At 60.0% G+C, this 23,011-nt stretch carries 20 protein-coding genes, 1 pseudogene and 1 other annotated feature; of the genes and pseudogenes, 12 read left to right on the top strand and 9 right to left on the bottom strand.

Annotated elements, in window-relative coordinates:
- Positions 1-160: 160 nt before the first annotated feature.
- The 5 genes from OKW41_RS02075 to OKW41_RS02095 form a co-directional block, all read right to left on the bottom strand.
- A complete protein-coding gene (locus OKW41_RS02075) occupies positions 161-874 on the bottom strand; it encodes a TetR/AcrR family transcriptional regulator (protein WP_429571389.1) in 714 nt (237 codons plus the stop codon).
- 246 nt (positions 875-1,120) lie between these two features.
- Positions 1,121-1,819, bottom strand: a complete 699-nt coding sequence (locus OKW41_RS02080; protein WP_429571390.1) for a hypothetical protein — start codon at positions 1,817-1,819, stop codon at positions 1,121-1,123.
- A gap of 67 nt (positions 1,820-1,886) precedes the next feature.
- Complete coding sequence (locus OKW41_RS02085) at positions 1,887-3,158, bottom strand: CaiB/BaiF CoA transferase family protein (protein WP_429571391.1); 1,272 nt, start codon at positions 3,156-3,158, stop codon at positions 1,887-1,889.
- A gap of 1 nt (position 3,159) precedes the next feature.
- On the bottom strand, positions 3,160-3,936 hold the full coding sequence (locus OKW41_RS02090) for an enoyl-CoA hydratase/isomerase family protein (RefSeq protein WP_429571392.1): 777 nt from the start codon (positions 3,934-3,936) through the stop codon (positions 3,160-3,162).
- 130 nt (positions 3,937-4,066) lie between these two features.
- The gene (locus OKW41_RS02095) at positions 4,067-4,363 is read right to left on the bottom strand and encodes a DUF1330 domain-containing protein (RefSeq protein WP_429571393.1); all 297 of its coding nucleotides are present in this window, start codon (positions 4,361-4,363) and stop codon (positions 4,067-4,069) included.
- 163 nt (positions 4,364-4,526) lie between these two features.
- On the opposite strand from OKW41_RS02095, the gene OKW41_RS02100 reads away from it, so the two are divergent.
- The 9 genes from OKW41_RS02100 to OKW41_RS02140 all read left to right on the top strand — a co-directional run bounded on the left by OKW41_RS02100 (position 4,527) and on the right by OKW41_RS02140 (position 15,769).
- Complete coding sequence (locus tag OKW41_RS02100) at positions 4,527-5,933, top strand: NAD-dependent succinate-semialdehyde dehydrogenase (RefSeq protein ID WP_429571394.1); 1,407 nt, start codon at positions 4,527-4,529, stop codon at positions 5,931-5,933.
- 46 nt (positions 5,934-5,979) lie between these two features.
- Positions 5,980-6,864, top strand: coding sequence for a 3-keto-5-aminohexanoate cleavage protein (locus tag OKW41_RS02105; RefSeq protein ID WP_429571395.1), 885 nt, complete (start codon positions 5,980-5,982; stop codon positions 6,862-6,864).
- A gap of 263 nt (positions 6,865-7,127) precedes the next feature.
- Complete coding sequence (locus OKW41_RS02110; protein WP_429571396.1) at positions 7,128-7,559, top strand: tautomerase family protein; 432 nt, start codon at positions 7,128-7,130, stop codon at positions 7,557-7,559.
- Between the two features lie 175 nt (positions 7,560-7,734).
- On the top strand, positions 7,735-8,754 hold the full coding sequence (locus tag OKW41_RS02115; protein ID WP_429571397.1) for a zinc-dependent alcohol dehydrogenase family protein: 1,020 nt from the start codon (positions 7,735-7,737) through the stop codon (positions 8,752-8,754).
- A gap of 9 nt (positions 8,755-8,763) precedes the next feature.
- Positions 8,764-9,174 carry a hypothetical protein gene (locus tag OKW41_RS02120; RefSeq protein WP_429571398.1) on the top strand — a complete coding sequence of 137 codons (411 nt, stop codon included), beginning with the start codon at positions 8,764-8,766 and terminating at the stop codon, positions 9,172-9,174.
- A gap of 403 nt (positions 9,175-9,577) precedes the next feature.
- Positions 9,578-10,102, top strand: a complete 525-nt coding sequence (locus tag OKW41_RS02125) for a hypothetical protein (protein ID WP_429571399.1) — start codon at positions 9,578-9,580, stop codon at positions 10,100-10,102.
- A gap of 12 nt (positions 10,103-10,114) precedes the next feature.
- A complete protein-coding gene (locus OKW41_RS02130; RefSeq protein WP_429571400.1) occupies positions 10,115-11,215 on the top strand; it encodes an OmpA family protein in 1,101 nt (366 codons plus the stop codon).
- A 166-nt stretch (positions 11,216-11,381) separates the two neighbouring features.
- Positions 11,382-12,014, top strand: a complete 633-nt coding sequence (locus OKW41_RS02135; RefSeq protein ID WP_429571401.1) for an alkyl hydroperoxide reductase — start codon at positions 11,382-11,384, stop codon at positions 12,012-12,014.
- 503 nt (positions 12,015-12,517) lie between these two features.
- A complete protein-coding gene (locus OKW41_RS02140; protein ID WP_429571402.1) occupies positions 12,518-15,769 on the top strand; it encodes an AAA family ATPase in 3,252 nt (1,083 codons plus the stop codon).
- A 157-nt stretch (positions 15,770-15,926) separates the two neighbouring features.
- Here OKW41_RS02140 and OKW41_RS02145 read toward each other — a convergent pair.
- A pseudogene (locus OKW41_RS02145) lies at positions 15,927-17,142 on the bottom strand (ABC transporter substrate-binding protein).
- 929 nt (positions 17,143-18,071) lie between these two features.
- On the opposite strand from OKW41_RS02145, the gene OKW41_RS02150 reads away from it, so the two are divergent.
- Positions 18,072-18,344, top strand: a complete 273-nt coding sequence (locus OKW41_RS02150) for a DUF1488 family protein (protein ID WP_429571403.1) — start codon at positions 18,072-18,074, stop codon at positions 18,342-18,344.
- Between the two features lie 18 nt (positions 18,345-18,362).
- Here OKW41_RS02150 and OKW41_RS02155 read toward each other — a convergent pair whose 3' ends face one another.
- On the bottom strand, positions 18,363-18,704 hold the full coding sequence (locus OKW41_RS02155) for a tyrosine-type recombinase/integrase (RefSeq protein ID WP_429571404.1): 342 nt from the start codon (positions 18,702-18,704) through the stop codon (positions 18,363-18,365).
- Positions 18,705-18,774: 70 nt separating this feature from the next.
- On the opposite strand from OKW41_RS02155, the gene OKW41_RS02160 reads away from it, so the two are divergent.
- Positions 18,775-20,012 (top strand): IS3 family transposase gene (locus tag OKW41_RS02160; protein WP_246530497.1). Its coding sequence is split into 2 segments (ribosomal slippage): positions 18,775-19,078 and positions 19,078-20,012, totalling 1,239 coding nucleotides; the frame shifts between segments, so codons are not numbered across the junction.
- Positions 19,065-19,181, top strand: a sequence feature (AL1L pseudoknot). It overlaps the preceding gene by 117 nt.
- 59 nt (positions 20,013-20,071) lie before the next feature.
- Here OKW41_RS02160 and OKW41_RS02165 read toward each other — a convergent pair.
- On the bottom strand, positions 20,072-21,451 hold the full coding sequence (locus tag OKW41_RS02165) for an IS4 family transposase (protein ID WP_429443705.1): 1,380 nt from the start codon (positions 21,449-21,451) through the stop codon (positions 20,072-20,074).
- 505 nt (positions 21,452-21,956) lie between these two features.
- Positions 21,957-22,661 carry a transposase gene (locus OKW41_RS02170; protein ID WP_429571405.1) on the bottom strand — a complete coding sequence of 235 codons (705 nt, stop codon included), beginning with the start codon at positions 22,659-22,661 and terminating at the stop codon, positions 21,957-21,959.
- Here OKW41_RS02170 and OKW41_RS02175 point away from each other — a divergent pair.
- Positions 22,660-22,932 (top strand): hypothetical protein, encoded by a 273-nt coding sequence (locus OKW41_RS02175; protein ID WP_429571406.1) that lies wholly within the window; start codon positions 22,660-22,662, stop codon positions 22,930-22,932. The two genes, OKW41_RS02170 and OKW41_RS02175, sit on opposite strands and share 2 nt — an antisense overlap.
- Positions 22,933-23,011 lie beyond the last annotated feature (79 nt).

Genomic DNA, 23,011 nt, shown 5'->3' on the forward strand with positions numbered 1-23,011 from the left:
GCGTCATTCGCACACTGTGTCGCTGGCACGTTCGGATGTCGGCTCAGCCCCTCGTAACCGGCCGCTCGATCTTCCTCTGGTGGGCGGCATCATCACTGGCAATGCCAGCCTTCGCCACCAGATAGTCGCGCAGCGATCGCCACTTCGACCGCGACGATGGCTACACTTTGGCGCGCTTGCGAGCCGCGCGCGTACCCACTGGCTTCTCAGAGACCGCGCAGTGCTGGATCACGCGCTGAAGATGATCGGGACCGGCCGTGATCGCGCTAAGCAAGGTCATCAAGACAAAATCGATCAACTTCGGCATTGCGACTTTGGCGTCCGCCCGCGGTGCACGGTTCGCCAGGATCAGCGTGGCAAGACCATGTTCCATGCTCCACGCGGCATGGGTCACCAGCTTGAGATCGGCCTGGGTCCAGCCAGTCTCGACGGCCAGCGCCTCAATGGTCTCGGAAAACAACCCGAAAGACCTGTTACTTTCCTCGATGAGTTCTGGATACGCTTGGTGCGCCACGATGCGAGGTCCGATCATCAGGCCGAACAGGCCATTGTGGCGCTGCGCGAACTCAACATACACCCGCATCATCCGATATGCTTTGGCAAGCGCCGTATCTTCGCTGTCACGGATCGCAACGCGCAGCGCAGCGAGGTCACGATAACCGCTCGCCGCAATCGTGGCCAACAGTTCGTCGATACCCGAGAAATGTCTCGAGGGCGCGGCTTCTGATACCCCCACCATGCGCGCGAGGTAACGCAGGCTCAAGTCTTGCGCCGATACATCCATGAGCGCGTTGCGCCCCGCTTCAATGAGGGCGTTTCGCAGATTCCCATGATGGTAGTCCGCATTCTTCGCGATAGATGACTTACGACTCACGTGGCCTTCGTTCGTGGAGCAAAACAGGGAATCGATTATAAATTCTGCGCAAAGAGGCTCGCAATATCGTGCTCGCGCGCTAGCGCGCGTGTCACTACACGCATTCTAGCGGCTTGGTGGCGTGGCCGGGCATGATGCTACATCGCATGCCTGGCGGCCCCGGGAGTACAAAGCCCCAAGCAGCCTTTCGGTGCTCAACGCACGCGCTCGCCACACGTCCCTGGCGCCCGCGTCGACATCCGCCAATTACGTTGGGCATCGAACCAATACATCGTCGACGGGCGATGTCCTCCTGAGAATGCGCTGCACGCCGAAAAGAAGCACTAAAACGCCCAGTGCCTGGATGGAGGCAATCATGATGAACCCGCTCGCGTAAGTTCCCGTTGCGTCGCGGACATACCCGATCAGAAAGGGCGTAACGAAGCCGGCGACGTTGGCGACGGAACTGATTAACGGCACGCCGACCACTAGCGACTTAGCGCTGAGAAGGCCCATAGACATTTGCCAGAAGAGCGTTATACCTGCACCCGTTCCCGCGAAGCCAAGAACAAGCAGGAAAAACGTCGCGGTAGTATTGCTGTGCCATACGAAAACGAGCGCCGAAAGGCTCACCGCAGTAAAGACCGACGCCAGCGCACAGAAAAGCCGCCGACGGTGCACACTGCCCCCGATGCTACAGATGAGCACATTGCCCAATGCCCCTAAGGCGCAGGCACCAGCGACTGCACGGCCAATCTCTCTGTATCCGCCGAATTCGCTGAACCTTAGATCGACGACCATTTGCAACTTCGCAAAAGAAACGTTCGAACGACCAACCCACGCCAGCATCCATAAGGCAAACAATGTCGGCAGTATTCTCCATTGCGCGCAAGCGTATGCCTTCCGAAGGAGAGCGTTGTCATCTGACGATGCTGCCTCTACGCAGGCTTCTTTCACCACGTCCATTCGGTCCTCCGACACGTTGTGTTGATACCGGTAATGCAAGGTGTGCTGCGTGATCAAAAATCGTCCGTCACTTCTGCGACACACTCGCTTGCGCAGGGACCGCAACGTCGATCTTCTTCGTGGTTGATGGTGGGCCGCCGACCAGAATGCCGGCATCGATTGCATCGCGGATTTCGTTATCCGCCAGGCCTGCTTCGCGGAACACCTGTTCGTTGTGTTCGCCGCGAAACGCAGGCGCGCTGCGCGTTCCAAGCTCATCGTCGGAAAAGTGCCACGGATAACCATGTATCAGATACGAACCGCCGCGGCGATCCGTGATCTCGTGCACCGCGCCCCATTGCCTGGCCCAATCAGTCTCGGCCAACTCCTTCAGCGTACGAATCTGGCCAATCGCGATCTTGGCCTCGTCGAGTTGCGCATCGAGCGTCTTGAGATCGCGGAACGACAGCATCCACGTCTGGATCACTCCGTGCAGTGCCTTGTAGTTCTGCAGGCGGCGCCGAGCGGTGCTGAAACGGGGATCCTGCGCAAGGTCCATACGGCGCATTGCGCGCAAGTAATTTGGAAACGTGTTGCTGCCGACGATGCTTTGCGCCGCCACAAACTCTTCGCCACCAGGACCGACGAAATGCGGTCCGTCGGCGGCACCGAGAATGCCCGGTTCTGAGCCCGTATCGACACCCGCGAGATCAAGGTGAGCGCGCTCGTTGATCGACAGCATCACGGCTGCCATCGCCACGTCGATGTATTGGCCGCGCCCGGTGACTTCACGCTTGCGCACTGCCGCGAGCACGGCGATGGTCGCTTGCAGGCCCGCATAGACATCCGCGTGCGACAGGGGATCGGTCCATCGGCGGCCGTCGCTCGCGCTGTCGAAATGTCGAAGCGTGTTGTGCGTAAATCCCGTTTCGGCCTGCACGGTCGGCGCGTAGGCCATGCGCGAGGCCCACGGGCCACGCTGCCCATAGCCTGTGATCGATACGTAGACCAGCTTTGAGTTGCGCTGGGAAAGCGTGTCGTAGTCGAGTCCAAAGCCCTTGAGCGTACCTGCCCGAAAGTTTTCGACGATGATGTCAGCTTCGTCGCACAGGCGTAACACGAACTCACGTGCGCCCGGCGCGTTCAGATCGATGCTGATGTTGCGCTTGCCGCTATTCTGCTGAGCGTAATAGCCGGACATGCCGTCGCGGTTCGGGAACGCAGCACGCGACACGTCGGGCCGCGGTGGCTCGATCTTGATCACGTCTGCACCGAGATCGGCTAGCGTCCGCGCGCACAGCGGACCAGCCAGCACGCGGGAAAAATCGACGACTCTGAGTCCTTCGAGCGGTCCGGCCATGTCAATTCCCTTCGAAAACGGCTGTACCCGGGCCAGCCTTATCGAAGGCCTCCAGTCCACGTTTGAGATCCTGCGACGCCCAGATCGGCTTTTGCAGTTCGAACATCGCCTCGTCGGCAGCAGCCACCCCCTCGTTGACCGCGACCCGTACGAGTTGCTTGGTGGCGGCATGCGCGAGGGTCGGGCCGGCCGCCAGTTCCTGCGCAACCGACAGCGCGACTTCATCGAGCTTGTCATCGGGCACAACGAGATTGATCAGGCCCCAGCGTTCCAGCGTGGCTGCGTCGTAACGGCGGCCGAGCAACGCGAGTTCTTTCGCGCGCGCTGGACCGGCGCGCATTACCTGACGCTGGATGCCGCCGAGCAGTGGATGTAAGCCGAGTGCAACCTCGACCGAGCCGATCTTGGCCGATTCGGCGACGACGCTGAAGTCACAGGCTAGCGCCACTTCGAATCCGCCCCCGAGGCATGTGCCGTTCACCGCGACAACGATCGGGATTGGCAGTGTCTCGAAACCACGCAGCACGTCAAGCGGATCCATCAGCGCTTTGCCTTGCGTGGCAATGCGATCCGGGAAAAGCGCCACTTCGGCGCCGGCTGAGAAGTGCCTCAGACCACTGCGCAGCAGGATCGCTCGCGAGCCGCGTCTCACTGCCTCATCGAATTCATCAAGTAGTGCACGATACAGCGTCGGACCCATCAAGTTGTGCGGGCGACGGTTCATCGTAACGACGGTCACGTGGCCTTGGGTTTCCTTCTGAACAATTGCTTCGTCCATTTTTTGCTCCGTTTCATGAGATTCAGATATCCTTCAACCTCAATGTTAATAACGATAACATTTGGGCTGATAGTGATCGAAGCTGAGCGGTGATTGCAGACTACGGCTTCGGTAGCCATCTGGCAGCCTCTCAATCATCGACGCCTGCAACGACGCGTGCGTCCCTTTCGACGCCGTCTCCCAGTACCGCCAGCGCTTCCTGGTAAGCCTCACTCTGAAACGTGGCGAGCGCCTGCTCGAAGCTCGGAAATTCGACCACGACGGTCCGCTCCTTGAGACCCGCCTGGAACGCAACGACTTCGCCGCCTCGCACCAGAAACTTTCCGCCGGCCGCTTTGACCACCTGTGTCGCGAGGACGCCGTACGCGGCGAGCTTGCCTGCGTCATGGACCGCCCAATACGCTGCCACCCAATATCCCTTCGCCATTTTCGCTTCCCAGTTGAAAGAAGATATGTGAGCATGATAACGCCGTTAACATTAACATCAATGAGGGTTTTTCCTGGCCATAAAAAGTTTGTCGGCAGCAGTGTTAACGGTGTTAGCATGAGCCCGTGCGATGACCCAGTGACGACCTTTCGCGGAGAACTTCATGCCGTACACGACGACTAATCCTGCAACCGGCGAACTGCTCGCCACTTACGACGACATATCCGACGAGTTGCTTGAAACGAAACTCGCTGCTGCGCAGCGCGCTTTCGAAAGTGACTGGCGCCGCCGTCCCGTCAGCGACCGGGCGCGCATTGTGTCGCGCGCGGCAGCGCTGTTGCGCGAGAGGGCCGACGAATACGCAGGCTATCTGACGCTGGAAATGGGCAAACGCAGCGGCGAAGCGCGCAAGGAAGTGGAATCGTCGGCGAACATTCTCGACTACTACGCAAAGCATGCGAACGCGTATCTGCAACCGCGCCCGCTCGCGGAAGCGCCCGGCGCAGCCGTGCACATCGAGCCAATCGGCGTGCTTTTCGGCATCGAGCCGTGGAATTTTCCGTACTACCAGATCGCGCGGGTAGCTGGGCCGCAACTGATGGTCGGCAACGTCCTGCTGCTCAAGCATGCGGAAAGCGTGCCGCAATCCGCGTTGGCCTTTGCCCGGTTGTTCGAGGAAGCAGGTGCGCCCGAAGGCGTCTATACGAATCTGTTCATCTCGATCGACCAGGCCGGCCGCGTCATCGATGATCCGCGCGTTCAGGGCGTGACGCTGACGGGCAGTGAGCGTGCTGGCGCCGCCGTCGCCGAGCGCGCCGGCCGTAATCTGAAGAAGGTCGTGCTCGAACTGGGCGGCAGCGACCCGTTCATCGTGCTTGAGGATGCGCCGCTCGATTGGGCGATCCAAAGCGCGGTCGCGGGCCGCATGCTCAATGCAGGTCAATGCTGCGTAGGTTCCAAGCGAATCATCGTGGTCGGCAAGACGCGCGGCGACGCTTTCCTCGAAGGCTTTGCAAAGCAGATGGTAACGCTCGCGCCAGGCGATCCAGCCGATCCGGCGACCGCCGTTGCTCCGCTTTCGTCCGAACGCGCATTGCAGCTGCTGCTTGAGCAGATCGATCGCGCGGCTTCGCACGGCGCACGCATCGTATGCGGTGGAAAGCGCGTCGAGCGCCCGGGCTTCTTTTTGCAACCGACTGTCCTGATCGACATCTCGCCACAGAATCCCGTCTTCGCCGAAGAGCTGTTCGGCCCGGTTGCCGCCTTCCACATTGTCGAGGATGAAGCCGCTGCAATTGTGCTCGCCAATGGCACGCCGTACGGTCTCGGTGCGTCGGTGTTCACCGCGGATACCGAGCGTGGCGAGCGGGTCGCCGCGCAGATCGACAGCGGCATGGTGTTCATCAATCAGCCGTTCGCCACGGCGGCGGAACTGCCGTTCGGTGGGGTCAAGCGTTCAGGTTTTGGCCGGGAGCTTTCTAAACTGGGCTTCGACGAATTCGTCAACAAGAAGCTGATCAGGATTGCGCCCGTTGGTGCGGCACCGTTCGGCCCCGCGCGGGCCGCCTGAACGCGCGATGGTAGCACCTGATTTTTATTTCCTTTGAACGAACATCATGACAAGCAGGACGATTATCAGTTGTGCACTCACAGGAAGTGACGATACACCGCGGCTGAACCCTGCAGTGCCCGTGACGCCCGAGCAGATCGCCAATGAGGCGATGGCTGCATGTGAAGCCGGTGCGAGCATCGCGCACATTCACGTTCGCGATCCCAGGACTGGCGTTCCGAGCACTGAGTTGGCGCTCTACGGAGAAGTCGTTTCGCGTATCCGCGATAGCGGGTGCCCGATATTGATTAATCTCACGACGGGCCCAGGCGCACGTTTCGTTCCCAGCGACGAAGACCCGAATCGGGGAAGCGAACTGAGTACGATGATGACGCCCGAGGCGCGCGTGAGGCATGTGCTCGAATTGCGTCCGGAAATTTGCACCCTGGACATCGCGACCATGAACTTCGGCAGTCGCGCATTCGTGAACGTGCCGGATCATCTGATCAGGATGGCAACCCTCATCGAAGAAGCAGGCGTGAAGCCGGAACTCGAGGTGTTCGATCTGGGCCACGTGCGCCTTGCGCGCCACCTGATCGAAACGCAGGGCATCCTGCAGGCTCCGCTGTTCCAGTTATGTCTTGGCGTGCCTTGGGGCGCGTCCGCCGACATCGAGAGCCTTCTGCAGATGAAACGCTATCTACCGGAGAACGCCCGCTGGTCAGCGTTCGGCATCTCGCGCGCCCAATTTCCGATCGTGGCGCAAAGCGTGATTCTCGGCGGCCATGTCCGCGTCGGCCTGGAGGACAATCTTTATCTTGCGAAAGGAGAACTGGCGCCGGGCAACGCATCGCTGGTCAAGCGCGCGGTCAGTATTGTCAAAAGCATCGGCGGGGACGTGGCAACACCTGACGAGGCTCGCAGCATACTCGGCCTTTCCCGTCGCCAATAGACGGGGGGCGGCGATGTCATTGCACTTCTTTTTGACGAGTCGCAATTCATGGTTGAAGGTCCGGTCGGCTTCTTAATGAAGTTGATGAGTAGGACCAACTTTCGATAAAAAATGGTGCGCTGCGAAAGCACAGTTTTCGAAGGGTGGCCTATTCTTTGGCTACCTGTACCGCCGCCTCACTTATGTCGGATTCATTTCTCTTCCAGAAGCTCTGGAAATTCTGACATAAGAGACGCGGCATCTATTGATGCATGGAGACAAAAATGCCTTTGTGGAATATCTATCATCCCGTCGGTGCCTACTCGGCAGAAGACAAGCAGGACATGGCAAAGCGAATCGCCGACATTTACGTCATCCCTCGCTTCTATGTAGGCGTTCTGTTTCATGAACAGCCCAAAGACTCCTTCTTCATGGGAGGTGAGTCGCGGGTTGATTTTGTCAGAATCAGACTAGATCAATTCGCCAGACATATTTCAAAGGACGTCGCGTGGACGGAGTCGTGGTTGCGCAAGGCGAACGCGGCCATTGCGCCATTTGTCCAGGAGCGGGGCTATCACTTCGAGCTGCATGTCGGCGAGACGCCGCGAGAACTGTGGTTGATCGATGGCATTCGACCACCTCGGCCTGATACGGAGGCTGAGAAGAGATGGAAGCTTGAAAACCGGGCGTCGCCATATGATCCGAGCGAAGGCTAGATCGAACGTTTTGGTCTGAAGCTGTTCAGAGGCTGAACTGGACAGACAGCGGTGAAAGCCTGGGTTTCACCGCTGTCTGTCGCAATCGTCTGGATGCCTCTCTCTGACATACCGTTGAATAGCAAGCCCGCGGGATCATGATTAGAGACAGTAGTTCCAGCGAAGGAGAAGGCACATGAAGGCTTTGATAATCGAACGCAATGGCGATCCGTCAGAGGTGGTTCACTGCTGTGATGTGCCAGAGCCCACGCCCGGTCCCGCTGAAGTCCGCGTAAAGATGCTCCTGGCGCCCGTGCACCCGTCTGACCTGCACGTCATCCGTGGACGTTTCGCCCGTCAGCGTCAGCCGGAACTGCCAGCCTCGCCCGGGTCCGAGGGCGTCGGAATCATCGACTCCGTGGGCAGCGACGTGCCACGCGCGCGGGTAGGAGAGCGCGTTGTTTTGCTGGATGTGCCCGGAACATGGAGAGAACAGGTCATCAGTCCAGCCGATCGAGCGATACCTGTACCGGCGACGATCTCCGATGAGGACGCGGCACAGGCTTTGATCAACCCGATGACGGCATGGGCAATGACGATCTGCGAGCACCAGCTCGAACGGGGCGACTGGCTGGTGCAGAGCGCGGCCGGCTCGACTGTCGGTCGCCTCGTATTGCAGATCGCGAAAGCGCAGGGGTTCCGTACCATCAACCTTGTACGCCGTCATGAGCAGGTCGCCGAAATTCAGGCGCTTGGCGGCGACGTCGTGCTTTGCACCGCTGACGAACGCTGGCCCGAACAGTTGGCTAAGGCCACTGGCGGCAATGGCATCGTGAGCGCGATTGACTGCGTCGCTGGCCGCACGGGCGCCGCGCTTGCGCGTCAGCTGGCCCCGAACGGCCGCCTGCTCGTGTATGGAGCCTTGTCGTCGCATCGTCAGACGGACCAGGCGGCGTTCGAGATGCCGATTTTCGCGCCAGCGCTTGTCTACTCAGCTGCCGAGGTGCGCGGCTGGTTCATCTTCTCGTGGCTCGCACGCAAGGGGGTGAACGAAGGCAGCCGGACGTTGCGCAGTCTGCTCGATCGTATCGCCGATGGGTCCCTGACGCCGCCGGCAGCTCATCGCTACGACCTGGATCGTGCACGAGAAGCCTTCACAGCCGCCGAGCGCGCCGCACACGACGCCAAGCCGCTGCTGGCGTTCGCGGAGCGCTGAGATTCGCCCATGTCCGGCGCACCATCGAAAGCTGTGAATGCCGTGGCCACGCATCGGCTAGATGGGATGACCGGGCTGGACGCGATAGTGGTGCGCGAAGGCAAGAACATTAAAGGGCTGGTTCTCGCGTTCGTGTTCGGAACCGTCGGCAGGCACATTCTGGAAAGGGCCTTTCCAACAGCAGCAAGGCGGTCGAAGCCAGGAATAGCGCAGCGAGAAGAGAATGCGACAGTGCTGGTTGATCGCGTGCATGGGGCATGTCCGCTTGACTTCGGAATCGGCCATTGCTTAGCCGACGAATCGGAAGACCGCTTCGGGTCGTTCCCAGCCTTTGATTGCGCCAAGCTCATCGCGGCGTCGGTAGCCAAATGCGTTCACGACCCAGATTCCTCACTCGCGATCGAAGCTGAGGCGATGTGAAGAATTTACGGAAATGGCCGGCGGCTGGCATCGTCACTTGTGTTGCTATAAGAGGCACAAAGCCGCTGCTCAACGTTCTCAGGAGCGGCCCCCTCGAGCAGGCGGAGCACAGTCGCACAGCGACGAAGCGCCTGGTGATGAGTCGTGAAGCACTGAGACCCATCAGATTTGTCGGCAGCATCACGCTAGGGCTTGACCCGATTGCCGAGCCGACGAAGAGTTTCGTACTTTAACGGTGACTGCGGACTCTGCTGCGCACCACCGCGGCGCGATCGGGATCGTCGATTTCGAGCGCCTCTGACGGCCAACCGAGATCGGATAGGCGCCCGCCGCCTCACCCCATTCGGCGAATTGTGGCAGCGCCCCGGCCAGTCGATACTCGTTCACCGCGAACGGAGGTGTCATGTCGATCCGATACGATTTCACCCCGCGCAATACCATCCGAATCGAGTGCGGCGACGAGGTCATTGAAGTGCTTCTGCCGGCCGGCTCCTCACCTGTGGCGCCCGCGCCGGCAGCGCCGGCCCCCGATCCTGATCCCGATACCGATGTCGGCCGCGGCAGCCCGATCGGAGTGACGCCGATCCCGCGGCGGGCGCGTCCGAAGCAGGGTCCCGGCGTGATGGCGATCATCGCCGACAAGAAAAGCCGGCCGCTCGATTTCGACTGGACGAAGTTCGATCCCGGCGTGCGCCTGCACAGTCTGGACAGCATCGGCGACATGGCCGAGGACGAGCTGGCGCGGCTCCTCACGCAGAGCGGACCGCAGCTTGACATCACCGACAACGGTCTGAAGATCGTCAACGTCGGCGTGACGCCCTGGAGCGGAACGACGCCGACGCAATTGGAGAGCCTGCGCCGGATCGTCGAGAACCCCACCATCGGCGTCGACGCGGTGCGCCTGTTCCAGCTGCCTGACAGCGATTGAGGCGGTAGGCGGGTGGCCTCGACCGATAGCTACGCGACCGCGAAGGCCAACCTGCGGGACAACGTCAAGACGCTGGTTGGGATCTTCGGCGGCATCGCCGGCTTGCTGCTCGCCGGTACGCCATTCACCGGCTACGGCAGCCTCGACCCCGCGTCGGCCACCTTCCGCTGGTCGATCGCGACCGTCGGACTGGCCGCCGCGGTGGTGCTGGTCGGAAGTTCGATCGTGCTGCTGCTGCGCCTGCTGCAGCCCGATCTTGTCTACCAGAGTGTGCTGCGCCGGCAGGCTGAGCTGGCACCCTACGACCCCGCCGACCGCGAAGAGATCGAAGCGTTGCGTCGGGAATTCGAGCGCCAGCGGGGCAATCTGCTGCCGGAGGGCATGGAGTGGCTCGACGACCTCGAGACGGAGACCGATGAGGCCCATGACCGGTGGGTGGAGGTGGTCAACCTGGCCGGCGCGCCCGGCGCGCCAGCCGATCTGAAGACCCAGATCGATGCCCGGCGCCAGATCTACGAAGGCCTCTACGACAACCTCGGGGCAGTTAACAACTGGGCGGCATACACCCGCCTGCGCTATCGGATCATCAAGGGCTGCAACCTAGCCTTCGTGATGGGCTTCGCGGCGCTGGTCGCGATCGGCATGTTCTCCTGGGCCGTCGGACAGAAGAAGGAGGAGACGAAAGACGTCCCGGCGGCGCAAATCTTCGTCGTCCAGCCGCCCGCCGCGCTGCCGCCGTCACCGCCAGCGGCGCCGCTGCCAGCAGTGAATCCAATCCTGTTCAAGACCGGGCAGGCAGCGCTGTCGACCGAGGGCATGGCGGAACTCGCGAAGGCGCGCGATTACCTGCGCGGCCATCCGGACACCGCCGTGCTGGCCTTCGCCTACACCGACACGCGCGGCGGCGGCGCGGTCAATCGGGCACTGGCGGCCCGGCGCGCACAGGTCGTGCGCAGTGCCCTGATTGCCGAAGGCGGAATCGCCGCTTCGCGCATCTTCGTCGCCGAGCTGCCCGAGACCGACCTTCCGATCTTCACCGGGCGCCCGGTCGACAGCCAGAGCAACCGCAGCGTGCAGCTCATGCTGCTGGCGCTGCCGCAGCGCGGCCACTGAGGGAATATGTGCGATAGCGCAACAGAGCGCACTGACGTTTCGAGGGAGCATCACCCGGCAACCTCTTGATCCAAATGGCAGAAGGCGCTGCACGTTCCGTTCAGATTTTCTTTCAGTTCCTGCACTTCTTCATCTAACCTTGTGAAGGTCGTTAGGGGATCGAGACATGTTAAACACCAGTCTCAGGTCACAACTGCAGACGTATCTGCGAAACATCCGTAGACCTGTCGAATTGATCGTGTCGCAGGACGGTAGTCAAAAATCGTCCGAGATGCTGACGATGTTGAACGAAATCGCGTCGTTGACAGATCTGGTGACGGTAATCGAGGAGCAGCAAGGCGAGGAACGCAAGCCATCATTTTCAATCGGGCAGGCGGGAGCAAAACCCGGCATTCGGTTTGCCGCCACTCCAACAGGGCCTGAATTTTCGTCCCTTGTCCTTGCAATACTCCAGGTGGGAGGACATCCCGTAATAGCCGACCGTACGACCATCGAACGGATTCGAACGCTAGAACGTGACTACTATTTCGAGACCTTCATTTCACTATCTTGCGGAAGCTGTGTGGACGTTGTGCAAGCGCTGAACATGATGACGGTGATCAATTCACGGATTCACAACATTACGATCGACGGAGGGCTTTTTCAAAGTGAGGTGTCGGCGCGTGATGTTAGCGTTGTGCCGACGATCTACATGAACGGCGAGTTATTCGGCGAGGGGCGCAGCAGCTTTGAGGAACTCGGCGCGAGACTTCACGACATAGAAATGAGCATGAGAGCGGCACTGCGCGCGGCGTGCTAGCCGTAGCACCGACCTGCAGGTTATATCTGTTGCGGGTATCCCCGCTAATTCGCCCGCGGGGATGCCGTTATCTGTAACGCTGAAAGTCCGCAACGCGTGGACCTCAGCCGACCGCATCGGGCTGTACTCGGCCAGCTGCAGTCGTTCGCCCTCGTCCTTACACGGCCATTCAGAGGAACGTTCCGGTCAGGTAACGGACCTTCGCGTGGGACGCGGTCGAGAGCCCGGGCAGACGCGAACTTGCGACCCAGCACGGAGGTCCCGCGCCTCAGCCTCCGGGGAATATCTGACACGCAGGTTTGGGCCCGGATCCACGGGCAAGCGACCATCACACGGCAAAGTTCGGGCGCCGTCAGGAAGCGGAATAAATCATACGTTAGCCGCGCCGCACATCGAATAGAACTAACCACTTTTACAGCCGGCGCGCTGCGCTGATTGTCGACAAGCGCGGAACAAATATGTTTCCTACCATTGCATGAGGCAGCACCTTCAGGAGACAGCCGGTGGGAAGCATTGCGGAGTGGTTAGCATCACTCGGCTTGTCCGAGTATGTCCAGGTCTTTGCCGAGAATGGTATCGATCCCTCGGTCCTCCCCGATCTCACGGACCAGGATCTCAAGGATCTTGGCGTCTTGCTTGGGCATCGCCGCAAAATGCTGCGCGCGATTGCCGAACTTGGCGACAGCGCGGTTGCAATATCTCCGATCGCGGCCGCGCCCGTCCGGGGTGATGACGCGGACCGACGCCAGCTCACCGTCATGTTTTGCGATCTCGCCGGTTCGACTGCCCTGTCGACGCGACTCGATCCGGAAGACATGCGGCAGGTCTTCGGCGCCTATTACAGGGGTTGCGCAGATATCGTTACTACGGCCGGTGGTTTCATCGCAAAGTACCTGGGCGACGGTGTACTGGCCTATTTTGGTTATCCCCGGGCGCACGAGGACGACGCGGAACGGGCGGTACGCGCGGGGCTGACGCTGGTGCGATCCATCGGCAAACTCGATTCCGGGACGGACGAAAGTTTGCGGTTGCGGATCGGGATCGCTACCGGTGTAGTGGTAGTCGGTGATCTCATCGGCGAAGGCGCAGCCCTGGAGCGTGGCGTTGTCGGTGAGACGCCTAATCTCGCTGCCCGGCTACAGACATTGGCCGAGCCCGGAACAGTCGTGATTTCTACGAGCACGCAGCGGCTTACGGGCGGACTGTTTGACTACCGCGACATGGGCCTGGCCACTGTGAAGGGTATGGGCGAAGCAGTGCGGGTTTGGCAAGTGCTCGGCCCCAGCAGGGTCGAAAGCCGGTTCGAGGCGCTGCATGGGACCACACTGACGCCAATCGTCGGGCGCGACGAGGAGATCGAGCTGTTGCTCCGCCGATGGCAGCGAGTGAAGAACGGCGAGGGGCAGGTTGTGCTGCTTTCGGGCGAGCCGGGTATCGGGAAATCGCGCCTGACCACCGCCCTTGAAGAGCGGCTCCAATTCGAGCCGCACAAGCGCTTGCGGTATTTCTGCTCGCGCCGCCATGAAGACAGCGCCTTCTACCCGTTCATCGCCCAGCTCGAGCGGGCGGCTGGTTTGCGACGCGACGATACTGCTGAACAACGTCTCGACAAACTTGAGGCGGTGCTCGCGTTGGCCACCGACAATCTGGGCGAAGCTGCTCCGCTGGTGGCAGCGTTGTTATCGATCTCGACAGAACGTCGATACCCAATCCTCAACCTGACGCCGCAGAAGCGCAAGGAGAAGACGCTTAGCACAATTATTGCGCAGATCGTGGGTCTGGCAATGCGCCAGCCGCTGCTGATATTGTTCGAAGACGCGCATTGGGCCGACCCCAGCTCACTCGAAGCGCTGGACCAGCTTGTCGATCGTATTGCAACCCTTCCTGTCCTGCTGATCGTCACGTTCCGGCCTGAGTTCATATCTCCGTGGATCGGCCGCGCAGAGGTGATGCTCCTTACGCTCAATCGTCTGCAGCCTCGGCAACAGGCGGAAATGATCGGGCGGATAACTGTTGGCAAGGCGCTACCGAAAGAGGTTACAGACCGGATCATCGAGCATACGGATGGAATACCGCTATTTGTCGAAGAACTGACCAAGACCGTGCTGGAGAGCAGCGTACTGCGCGAGCAGAACGGGTGCTACGTCCTCGACGGTCCGCTGCCCCCACTGGCGATCCCGATGACGCTGCACGCTTCGCTGATGGCGCGTCTCGATCGCCAGGTGCCGGCGCGGGATGTAGCACAAATCGCCGCTGTAGTCGGCCGGCGATTTTCTTATGAGCTCATCAGCGCGGTCGCGTCGATGCCCAGGGAGCGCCTGGACGACGCATTGGACCATCTCGTCAGTGCGGGGCTGGTTTTCCAGCACGGGGCACCACCGGATGCGGAATACACCTTCAAGCATGCTCTGGTGCAAGACGCCGCGTACAGCTCCCTGCTGCGGGACAGGCGACAGCAACTGCATGCCCGCATCGCAACGGAGCTCGAAAATCATTTTTTTGACGTAGCGGAGCAACAACCGGAAATCCTGGCGGAACACTGCGCCCAGGCCGGATTGATGGAGAAGGCGGCCCGGCTGTGGCTGCGTGCCGGTCACAATACTGCAAAACGCGCCGCGCATCGCGAGGCGTCGGCCTTGTTCGAGAAAGCGCTGAATGCCTATGCGGCCCTGCCGTCCTCGGCCGAGATACTTGGTGAAATCATCGACACCCGATGGGAACTTAACCACTCGCTTTATCCGCTCGGAGAATTGACACGGGACCGAGCGAATCTGGAGAGCGCAAAACATCTTGCCGAAGGACTTGGCGACGAGGTACGCCTATCGCGCGTTCTATCAAGGTTGGCTTTCACGCTCGGTTCGTTAGGCGATCTGGTCGGCGCCGTCGAGGCAGGCGACCGCGCCCTGACGTTGGCGGAGCGGCGAAGCGACCCCGATGCGAAGGCGTGGGCTGCTATGATGCTGGCCAGGTCACGGTATGGGCGCGGAGACTATGAACGTGCGATGGGACATGCTCGACAGGCGCTAGATCTCCTCCATGAAGGCCTTGGTCACGGCCTCGGACCCCATGAGGATTACGCAAAATTCACGCGCGTCAACGGTCGTATCTGGTTGGTGCTGTGTCTCGCCGAACTCGGCCGGTTTGAAGAGGCTGCCGTCTTTGGACAGGAGGCGACCCGCATGGCCCGAGAGATGAATGAGCCAGAGGAACTGATCTTTGCTGGCCACGGTGTCGGACGGATGCACCTTGTTCAACGCAATCCCGGCGTTGCTGTCGAGGCACTTGAGCCAGCACTGGCCATGTGCAAGAGCGCTGAGTTTCCAATCTACGTTCCGCGAATAGCCTCCTGTCTGGGGGCGGCGTATGCCGCACTGGGCCGGACCGATGAAGCACTGGTTCTTCTGGAAGAGGCAGTTCGCCAGGCGGCGGCGAGTAATTTAACGTTCGGACAGTCGCTAGTGCTCTCAATTTTCGGTCAAGTGTGTCAGCTCGCAGGTCGACAAGATGAAGCGCTCACTCATGCACAAGACGCCATTGATCTTGCTCGAGCCTCCGGCGAACGAGGCAACGAAGCCTGGGCCTGGTGCCTGTTGGGCGATCTTGTCTCGGATGGCAACGCTACCGCACCTCGGATTGAGGAAGCTCACAATCACTATCGCGTGGCGCTGATGATCGCCCAGGACCTCGGAATGCGTCCGTTGCAGACACAGTGTCTGAATGGACTTTCCGGGCTACAAAAGGGTGGTCGGAAATGAAGCATTGACCGAGCAACATGCAGCAGACGCCAGCTCGCTTTGCCGGGGAGCGGGCATAAAAACCCCACGGCATGGTAGAACCTGGTTTCACCCCGCACCGTTCGCCGCGAACCGTTCGCGCGCTAGTCTGCAGCAAATCTCAATTACCACCATCGCATTACTTACCTAGCGACTGGTTCGCCTTTTCGGCTGCCGCGTTCAGTGCCGCGGCGGGTTGAGCTTTTCCCAGGTAGACGGATTGCATCGCATTCGACACGGCCTTCCCGGTGTCTTCCCAGCCAGTGACAGTCGGTGAGAAACGCGCGTTCGGCAACAACGCGATGAACGCCCTGGGTGTCTGGGCTATTGAGCGCCGGATCGCTGGCTTCAGCTTCCGTCGTGGGCAGGAAGCCTTCCGTCTTCGAGAATTCGACGCGCGGGCCCTTAGTGAAGAGGAAGTCGAGAAACTTCCAGGCGCTCTTCTTGACCCTGGAGTTCTTGAACATCATGATTGAATCGGTCACCGCATAGGTGGCCTGCGTCGTTCCGGTCGGAATGGGATCGATACCGTACTTCAGATCCGGTGCCTCCTTCGCGATCTGCTTCGACAGTAAGGGCAAAGAGATAACCATCGCCACACGCCCCTGCTTGAACAGGTTCTGTACGCCTTCACGGCTATACCCGGTGACCCCCGCTTCGGTCAGACCTTCGGCTATCATCGTTTTGTACAGCGTTGCGGCTTTCACGCCAGCCGGCGAATTGAAAGCAGCCTTGCCGTCCTTGCCGATCACGTCTCCGCCGTAGCTCCAGAGTGCATAATAGAAATAGACATCTGTCTCGATTTCTCTGCCTTGAAGACCAAAGCCGGCGATTCCCATCGCTTTCAGCTTCTTTGACGCATCGACTACATCGTTCCAGGTCTTCGGACCATTCGAATAACCAGCTTTCGCAAGCAGGTCCTTGTTGTAGTACAGCGCGCGTGTTGAAGCAGCGATCGGCAAGCCGTACACCTTGCCTTTGACTTCACCCGGCGCCAGCATCTGGCCAATGAAGCGGTCCTTGAAACTCGCGTCCATGTAGCCATCAAGGGGCTCGGCGACGTCGTCCTTAACGAAGTCCAGCAACCAGCGGGTACCGACAATTGCGAGGTCCGAGTTCGCGCCACCCATGATGTCCGTCTGGATCTTCTGTTGCAGCGAGTCCCAGTTTACTTCTTCGATCTTGATTGTCGTACCGGGGTTAGCTTTCTCGAACTCGTGAGCCATCTTGTTAAAGTATGGGCCAGTCGCGTCACTGTAGTGCGAGACGGTGATCCGGACCGTGTCGGCGTGTGCCGCTACTGCAATACCTGCAAACGCAAGCCCTACGGCAATCTTGCTCAGCGTGAAAGACACAAGTACCGAGTACGTGCTTTCGCCGGAGAATCAGCCTGCTCATGGGGTCGCTCCCGCTTGTGCGCGCTTGCCCGATAGGCAGGGAGCGCTCCCTCTAGAATAGTCCGGGCCAGCACGCGGCCTCCGCCATTTTCCCGCGTAAGAACAAGACGGCAGGGAGCGCTGGGAGACGGAAACACGCCGGAAACCGCGCCTCCTGCCGGGGTCATCAATGTCGCTGACTGGTACTAGGGGCATTGCGTTTAATGGGACAAAGATGCGGCGTGTTGCGCAGTCCGTTATCCTCATCAACGAAGTGGAGCGACCCCGACTGGCCGTTATACCCGGTAAGCCGCCGCTTCGGTCGCGCGGGGTCGGACGACCGCAAGGGGTCGAGAGTGTGAATTCGCTGATGCAGGAAGCTGCCGTCGGGTTGCTCGATGCCACCGCCGTCAGCAATCCGCCACATTGCTGACGCACAACCCAGCCCGCCCCAATGTCAGTAATGGCCGACAAACAACACTCTGCATCGCGAATCGAACGGCCGTTTCCAAGGTATCGACAACAGCTGGCTCAGAGTCGACTTCAACCGATCTCCCCACGCGAAACGAAAACCAACCCGGCCTCCTTCATCCCGCGCGATTATCCAGCCCCGGGGGGCTTGACCAACCGATCGGGTTTCGAATTACCGCGTGCAGCTCGCGTCCCGTAAAGGCTCACCTTGAGGACTTGAGTCAGCCATAGGGATGCAACTAACAGTCTGGCTTCATCGCATCCGTATCAAAATCCAGACCCAAACCCTGCCTGCAAAGGCAGCGGGGCGGAGTTTACGCGACGGTTTATCTACGTGGCGGAAATCAGCGGCGCATCCGTCTTCCGTCTGTTCTGTAAAATTGAAGACAGGCGACAGCAGCTTAAAGGCCCCTGGTTGAACTCACGAGGTGTAAAAAATGGACATGATTGACCTGATGCCCGACGTCGCGGCGGCCCGACATGAAATCTCGTTTCGCCTGGCCGGGCAATGCAGTGAGGTCGCCTGTGTGATCACGCGGGAAGCGCTCGAAGCGCAATTCTGGTTGCCCGGAGACGCTGATCAGGTCCGCATGCTCAAGGCATTTGCTGACGGACGGCGTCGCATTATCGCGGTCGCCGAAAGAAGAGTCCGCCTGCGTCCGGGCAAACCGGTCAGGCTCACTACCGGGGATTTCGAGATCAGGCGTTAGTCCTCCGGCTGCTGTCGGTCACCAGTCAATGCGGTGTTTCTCATCGGTTTCGCGATGCCGGCGATCATCGTCCAGGTGCAGATACTGACTGGTTGTCGTCAGTGACGCATGCCCGAGGTTATCGCGCACGAGTCGCAGATCCAGTTGCTGGTCTGCCATGTGTGACCCCGCGCTGTGACGTAGCCAGTGTGCCGATGCCTGCTCGAGGCGGTCTGCGCGCTGCGCATGGTCGTCGCCACGCGCCCGCAACGCTTCAGCGGCGCCGCTGAAGACGTCCTTCACAAGGCTCTGGTGCAAATAGCGCGGGGGCAAATCGGTTAAGGTATCGGGCTGAACGAATTGAGAGCCGACGATGAGCAAGCCGAAGTGCCTTGACGAACTGAACCGGCCCGGGATTTCCGGAGGCTCCACTTCTTGAGAAAATGGAGCTATGGAAAACACCAAGAAGAAGTCCCCAAGGTACTCGCCGGAAGTTCGTGAGCGGGCTGTGCGAATGGTGCTGGAACACCAGGGCGACCGCGAATCGCAATGGAAAGTGATCGCGTCGATCGCAGCGAAATTTGGCTGCTCGGGTGAAACGCTGCGTAGCTGGGTGCGCAAGGAAGAGCGGGATCGGGGTTTGCGCCCGGGCACAAGCACGCAGGAGCAGGATCGGCTCAAGGAACTGGAGCGGGAGAACCGTGAGCTGCGCCAGGTTAATGAAATCCTGCGCAAGGCGTCAGCATATTTCGCACAGGCGGAGCTCGACCGCCGACCGAAGTGATGATCACGTTCATCGATGATCACCGGCACGTCTACGGGGTCGAGCCGATCTGCAGGGTGCTGCCAATTGCCCCGTCGACGTACTACACGCATGTGGCCCGCCGCGTCAATCCAGGGCTGGTGCCGCCGCGGGCCCAGCGCGACAGGATGCTCAAGGATGAGATCCGGCGCGTGTGGGAAGAAAATTTCCAGGTGTATGGCGCAGACAAGGTCTGGACGCAATTGAAGCGGGAAGGCATTGTCGCGGCGCGCTGCACGGTCGAGCGGCTGATGAAGCAGATGGGCCTGCGCGGTGTGGTGCGGGGCAAGACGGTACGCACGACAGTGAGCGATGGTTCGACGCCGTGCCCGAAGGATCTCGTGAACCGGCAATTCACCGCCGAACGGCCCAATGCGCTGTGGGTGTCAGATTTTACCTATGTATCGAGCTGGCAGGGCTTCGTCTATGTCGCGTTCATCATTGACGTGTTCGCCCGACGCATTGTCGGCTGGCGTGTGTCGAGCTCGGCGCGCACGGACTTCGTTCTGGACGCACTGGAGCAGGCCTTGTACGAGCGACAGCCGGCGCAGCAGGACGGGTTGATACATCACAGCGACCGCGGCGTGCAATACGTATCGATCCGCTATACGGATCGGCTGGTCGAGGCTGGCATTGAGCCGTCAGTGGGCAGCGTGGGCGACTCCTACGATAACGCACTGGCGGAAACGATCAACGGCTTGTACAAGGCAGAGGTGATCCATCGCCTCGGACCGTGGCGCAATCCGCAGGCCGTTGAAATTGCGACGCTCGAATGGGTCGACTGGTTCAACAATCGTCGGCTCTTCGGCCCCATCGGCAACATTCCACCTGCTGAGGCAGAAGCCGCTTATTATTCAAAACTCGCTGGGTCCGCCATCGCGGCGTGACTCAAGCAAAACAGCCTCCGGGAAACCCCTCAGGATTACCCACAAGTAATGTGATGGTGCTATTCGTTTTGCCTGAATATTCGGTACATCATCGTGATTTCGTGCAGGACAAGAAATCCACGCCAGATGACGGTAGGACCAGGTGGACGATCATGCTTTCGAGCGAGATATCCGCCGAGTCTGGCGATCCACAAGATGACCTGCGCGAGTGACGGCGGTTTATCAGGTATTTCGGTACTGCCATGCGTACGACAGTAGAGGGCTCGCCACTCGATTGGCTGCAGCAATACTTCGCATGGCAGGTTGCCATCAAGCCTGGCAAGCAACATGGAGTACAGGATCCTCCAGCTTACGACGGCGAACAATGCGGTGGCGCGGACGAATCGATCGAGATTGCCAAATTGGCGGGCTTCAATGCGACAGCCACTTTTAAGCACACGATGCCACGATTCAATCGTCCATCGGCGCGCATACCATGCAAGACGCTCGAGGGCCTCTGCGTGTGTTTGCGTAGGCACCGAAGTCAGTAGAAGCCATTCCAATGGCTCTGCTCCTTCGTCCAAGTTCGTTTCCTGTGCATGAATTGCAAACACTTCAATTTCGGGAAGCTTCTCGCGACGACGATTTTGCGGCGGACGAAGGCGTACGGGCATGCAGCGCACAACCAGCCGTGCGGTGCGTGCCTGGCGGTTTTCGCGTGCAGGCACCTGCAGTTGCGCCTCTCCAAGCACTGGCGAGGCCAGCACGGTTTCCCACAAATATCGATCGGGGTGAGCAACGCGTCGGTTCCACGACGCGCGCACCAACCAGTCGACACCGGCAGGCCGCTGCGCCAGGAACACGTCATAGACATCGCCTTCACGGTCGCTCACGCCGATGACATGCGTGCACGGACAGTGCGTCTTGAGTACGCCCAGTTGCTCGATGCCTTCGAGCCATTTCGCGCTCTCTTTCTGTTGTACGGTTCGTTGCCCACGCAGATGTTTCTTGCCCAACTCCTCGTGCCTGCGTATCCAGGTCTTCATCCCGATCACCCCGAGTGGCAGCCCCTCTGGCGTGAGCGCAAGCAGACTGTGTATCAGGAAACCACGCACATGTGGATCGGAGCCATATCCCAGACCTTCGGTTGCCCGCAGATGAGACAAATTGAACTCGGTGGTGTCCTGAACAGCAAGGACGACTGGCACCTGTTGCATACGACACAGCGTTTGACCGATGTGCCCACCCAGCACGCCATCGACATCCACGTGCGGGTTGTCGAAAAAACGATATGCCGCCTTCAGCTCCGAACCATTGAACGACTGCGGAAAAGAGCAATGTGGGCCCAACGAAAGCTTGCGTGCCAGCGTCACGAGCCGTCTGGTCAGGCGAGCGTCGCCGAGCTCGGCGGCGCCAAACTCTTCATTTGCCCAATCATCAAGGTCAGATGTGTCCGACAATGCCCGACATCACAGATCACGAACCGGATCAAAGTTAACATCGGTCGTCACCGTTTACAAGCCATCGCCCTTCAATCGCACAGTCGCGAGCGACTTATGGGTAATCCTGAGGGGAAACCCGGGGCGGTTCAATTGCTTATCTTCGGCCATGTGTGCTCGAACGGATCGGGGCGGGTGCGCCAGTCATGCGGCGCCCGGGCTTTTGTCATATGTCGGGCGCACTTCGCCGGCCTGCCAGGCCGTCCCCAGGCTCGCCAGGAAGTCATTGGGGGCGTTTGACGAAAGGGGCGATAAAGTACGCTAGCAACTGGTTGCGGGTTTCACTCCAGCGCGAACTGGAGGCAGTGAAGCGATGTGGCGTGAGCACGCAGGGCGGTTCGAGTTGTGAAAAAAGTCAATCTTTATGTTGTTTTTAGTGCTAGTTTGTCGGGATTGCAGATGAAGTTGACGTGACGCTTCATGGCGCGGAGCGCCATCGCCACGGTGTTCGCACCGGCGCTGATGGTCAGCCGTAGTGCCGCAGGTTGATCATCGTGTAAGCGAGGGTCTTGAATGCATAGTGAACCGGGCTCAGACGCTCGAAGCGAAGCAGCAGGCGCCGGAACTTGTCCTCCCAGGCGAAGACCCGCTCGATGGTCCAGAAGCGCTCCTCGAAAATGTCCGGATTGAAGTGCAGTCTGCGGCCCCGCTTTGGTGTTTTACGTCCGCGTGGGTTTTCGGGAATGTTGGGAATCATGTCCCGGTTAAAAATCGCCTTGCGGTTAGCCCGGCAGTCGTAGACGCCGTCCAGGCTGACCGTTGAGCCTTGCAGGTCCATGCCAATGGCGCGGGCAATCTGGTTCAATCCGGGCAGCGCCTCACGCAGCAGCGGCGATTCGTTGCGGTTGCCCGGGGCAGAAACGAATGGCGCTATCACGTTGCAGCGGCGATCGCAGAAGGCGACCACCTTGTCGCCTTTCAGGTGCTTGTGTCCGCTGTACCCCAGGTTGTCGCCGCCCCTCTTCGCGGCAGTGGTCGTGCCGTCGCCGTGGATGACCGTGAGCTCAAGCAACCCGTCCTGATGAAGCTTGCGCACCGAGCCGGCAAAAATCGCGTCGAAGCAGCCATCGGCCTGCCATCGCCGCAACGCCCGATAGATGCGCGTATAGTGGATTTCAGTGCGACCGTCAGCATTCCTTTCGATCGGCAGCGCCTTCCACTGACATCCCATGTACAGCAAACTGCAGGATGTAGTTGAAGATCCTGTGCAACCCCAGCGCCGGTGCCGGACCACGCCGACCCGTACTCAGATGCGGCAAGACAAACTGCTCGAACTGCGCAAGGCTCAATTTCGTCGGAATCGTTTGCCAGCATTGGCTTCCAGCCATCAGTGCCATCCACAAATCTGGACTTTAACCGATCTGGCTCCGCCGATCAAAACTCTAGGCGTGACGCCGCTCACAGACAAATTCAGCCGCGCCATAAAACCCGCAGCCAGTTGATATCCAACGTGCCTCCCTCCGCGTTGAAAAGGTGGTCGAGGATTCAGCGCAGGTACGCTTTGATTCGTGTCGGGGTGCG

It is taken from the genome of Paraburkholderia sp. UCT70 (genome assembly GCF_050434085.1).
GTDB classification, from domain to species: domain Bacteria; phylum Pseudomonadota; class Gammaproteobacteria; order Burkholderiales; family Burkholderiaceae; genus Paraburkholderia; species Paraburkholderia tuberum.

Excerpts from the sequence above, each read along its gene's own strand:
- OKW41_RS02085 (WP_429571391.1), bottom strand. The coding sequence starts at position 3,158 with ATGGCCGGACCGCTCGAAGGACTCAGAGTCGTCGATTTTTCCCGCGTG.
- OKW41_RS02090 (WP_429571392.1), bottom strand. The coding sequence starts at position 3,936 with ATGGACGAAGCAATTGTTCAGAAGGAAACCCAAGGCCACGTGACCGTC.
- OKW41_RS02115 (WP_429571397.1), top strand. The coding sequence starts at position 7,735 with ATGAAGGCTTTGATAATCGAACGCAATGGCGATCCGTCAGAGGTGGTT.
- OKW41_RS02150 (WP_429571403.1), top strand. The coding sequence starts at position 18,072 with ATGGACATGATTGACCTGATGCCCGACGTCGCGGCGGCCCGACATGAA.
- OKW41_RS02170 (WP_429571405.1), bottom strand. The coding sequence starts at position 22,661 with ATGGGATGTCAGTGGAAGGCGCTGCCGATCGAAAGGAATGCTGACGGT.
- OKW41_RS02100 (WP_429571394.1), top strand. The coding sequence starts at position 4,527 with ATGCCGTACACGACGACTAATCCTGCAACCGGCGAACTGCTCGCCACT.
- OKW41_RS02080 (WP_429571390.1), bottom strand. The coding sequence starts at position 1,819 with ATGGACGTGGTGAAAGAAGCCTGCGTAGAGGCAGCATCGTCAGATGAC.
- OKW41_RS02105 (WP_429571395.1), top strand. The coding sequence starts at position 5,980 with ATGACAAGCAGGACGATTATCAGTTGTGCACTCACAGGAAGTGACGAT.
- OKW41_RS02120 (WP_429571398.1), top strand. The coding sequence starts at position 8,764 with ATGTCCGGCGCACCATCGAAAGCTGTGAATGCCGTGGCCACGCATCGG.
- OKW41_RS02175 (WP_429571406.1), top strand. The coding sequence starts at position 22,660 with ATGTACAGCAAACTGCAGGATGTAGTTGAAGATCCTGTGCAACCCCAG.
- OKW41_RS02110 (WP_429571396.1), top strand. The coding sequence starts at position 7,128 with ATGCCTTTGTGGAATATCTATCATCCCGTCGGTGCCTACTCGGCAGAA.
- OKW41_RS02095 (WP_429571393.1), bottom strand. The coding sequence starts at position 4,363 with ATGGCGAAGGGATATTGGGTGGCAGCGTATTGGGCGGTCCATGACGCA.
- OKW41_RS02135 (WP_429571401.1), top strand. The coding sequence starts at position 11,382 with ATGTTAAACACCAGTCTCAGGTCACAACTGCAGACGTATCTGCGAAAC.
- OKW41_RS02125 (WP_429571399.1), top strand. The coding sequence starts at position 9,578 with ATGTCGATCCGATACGATTTCACCCCGCGCAATACCATCCGAATCGAG.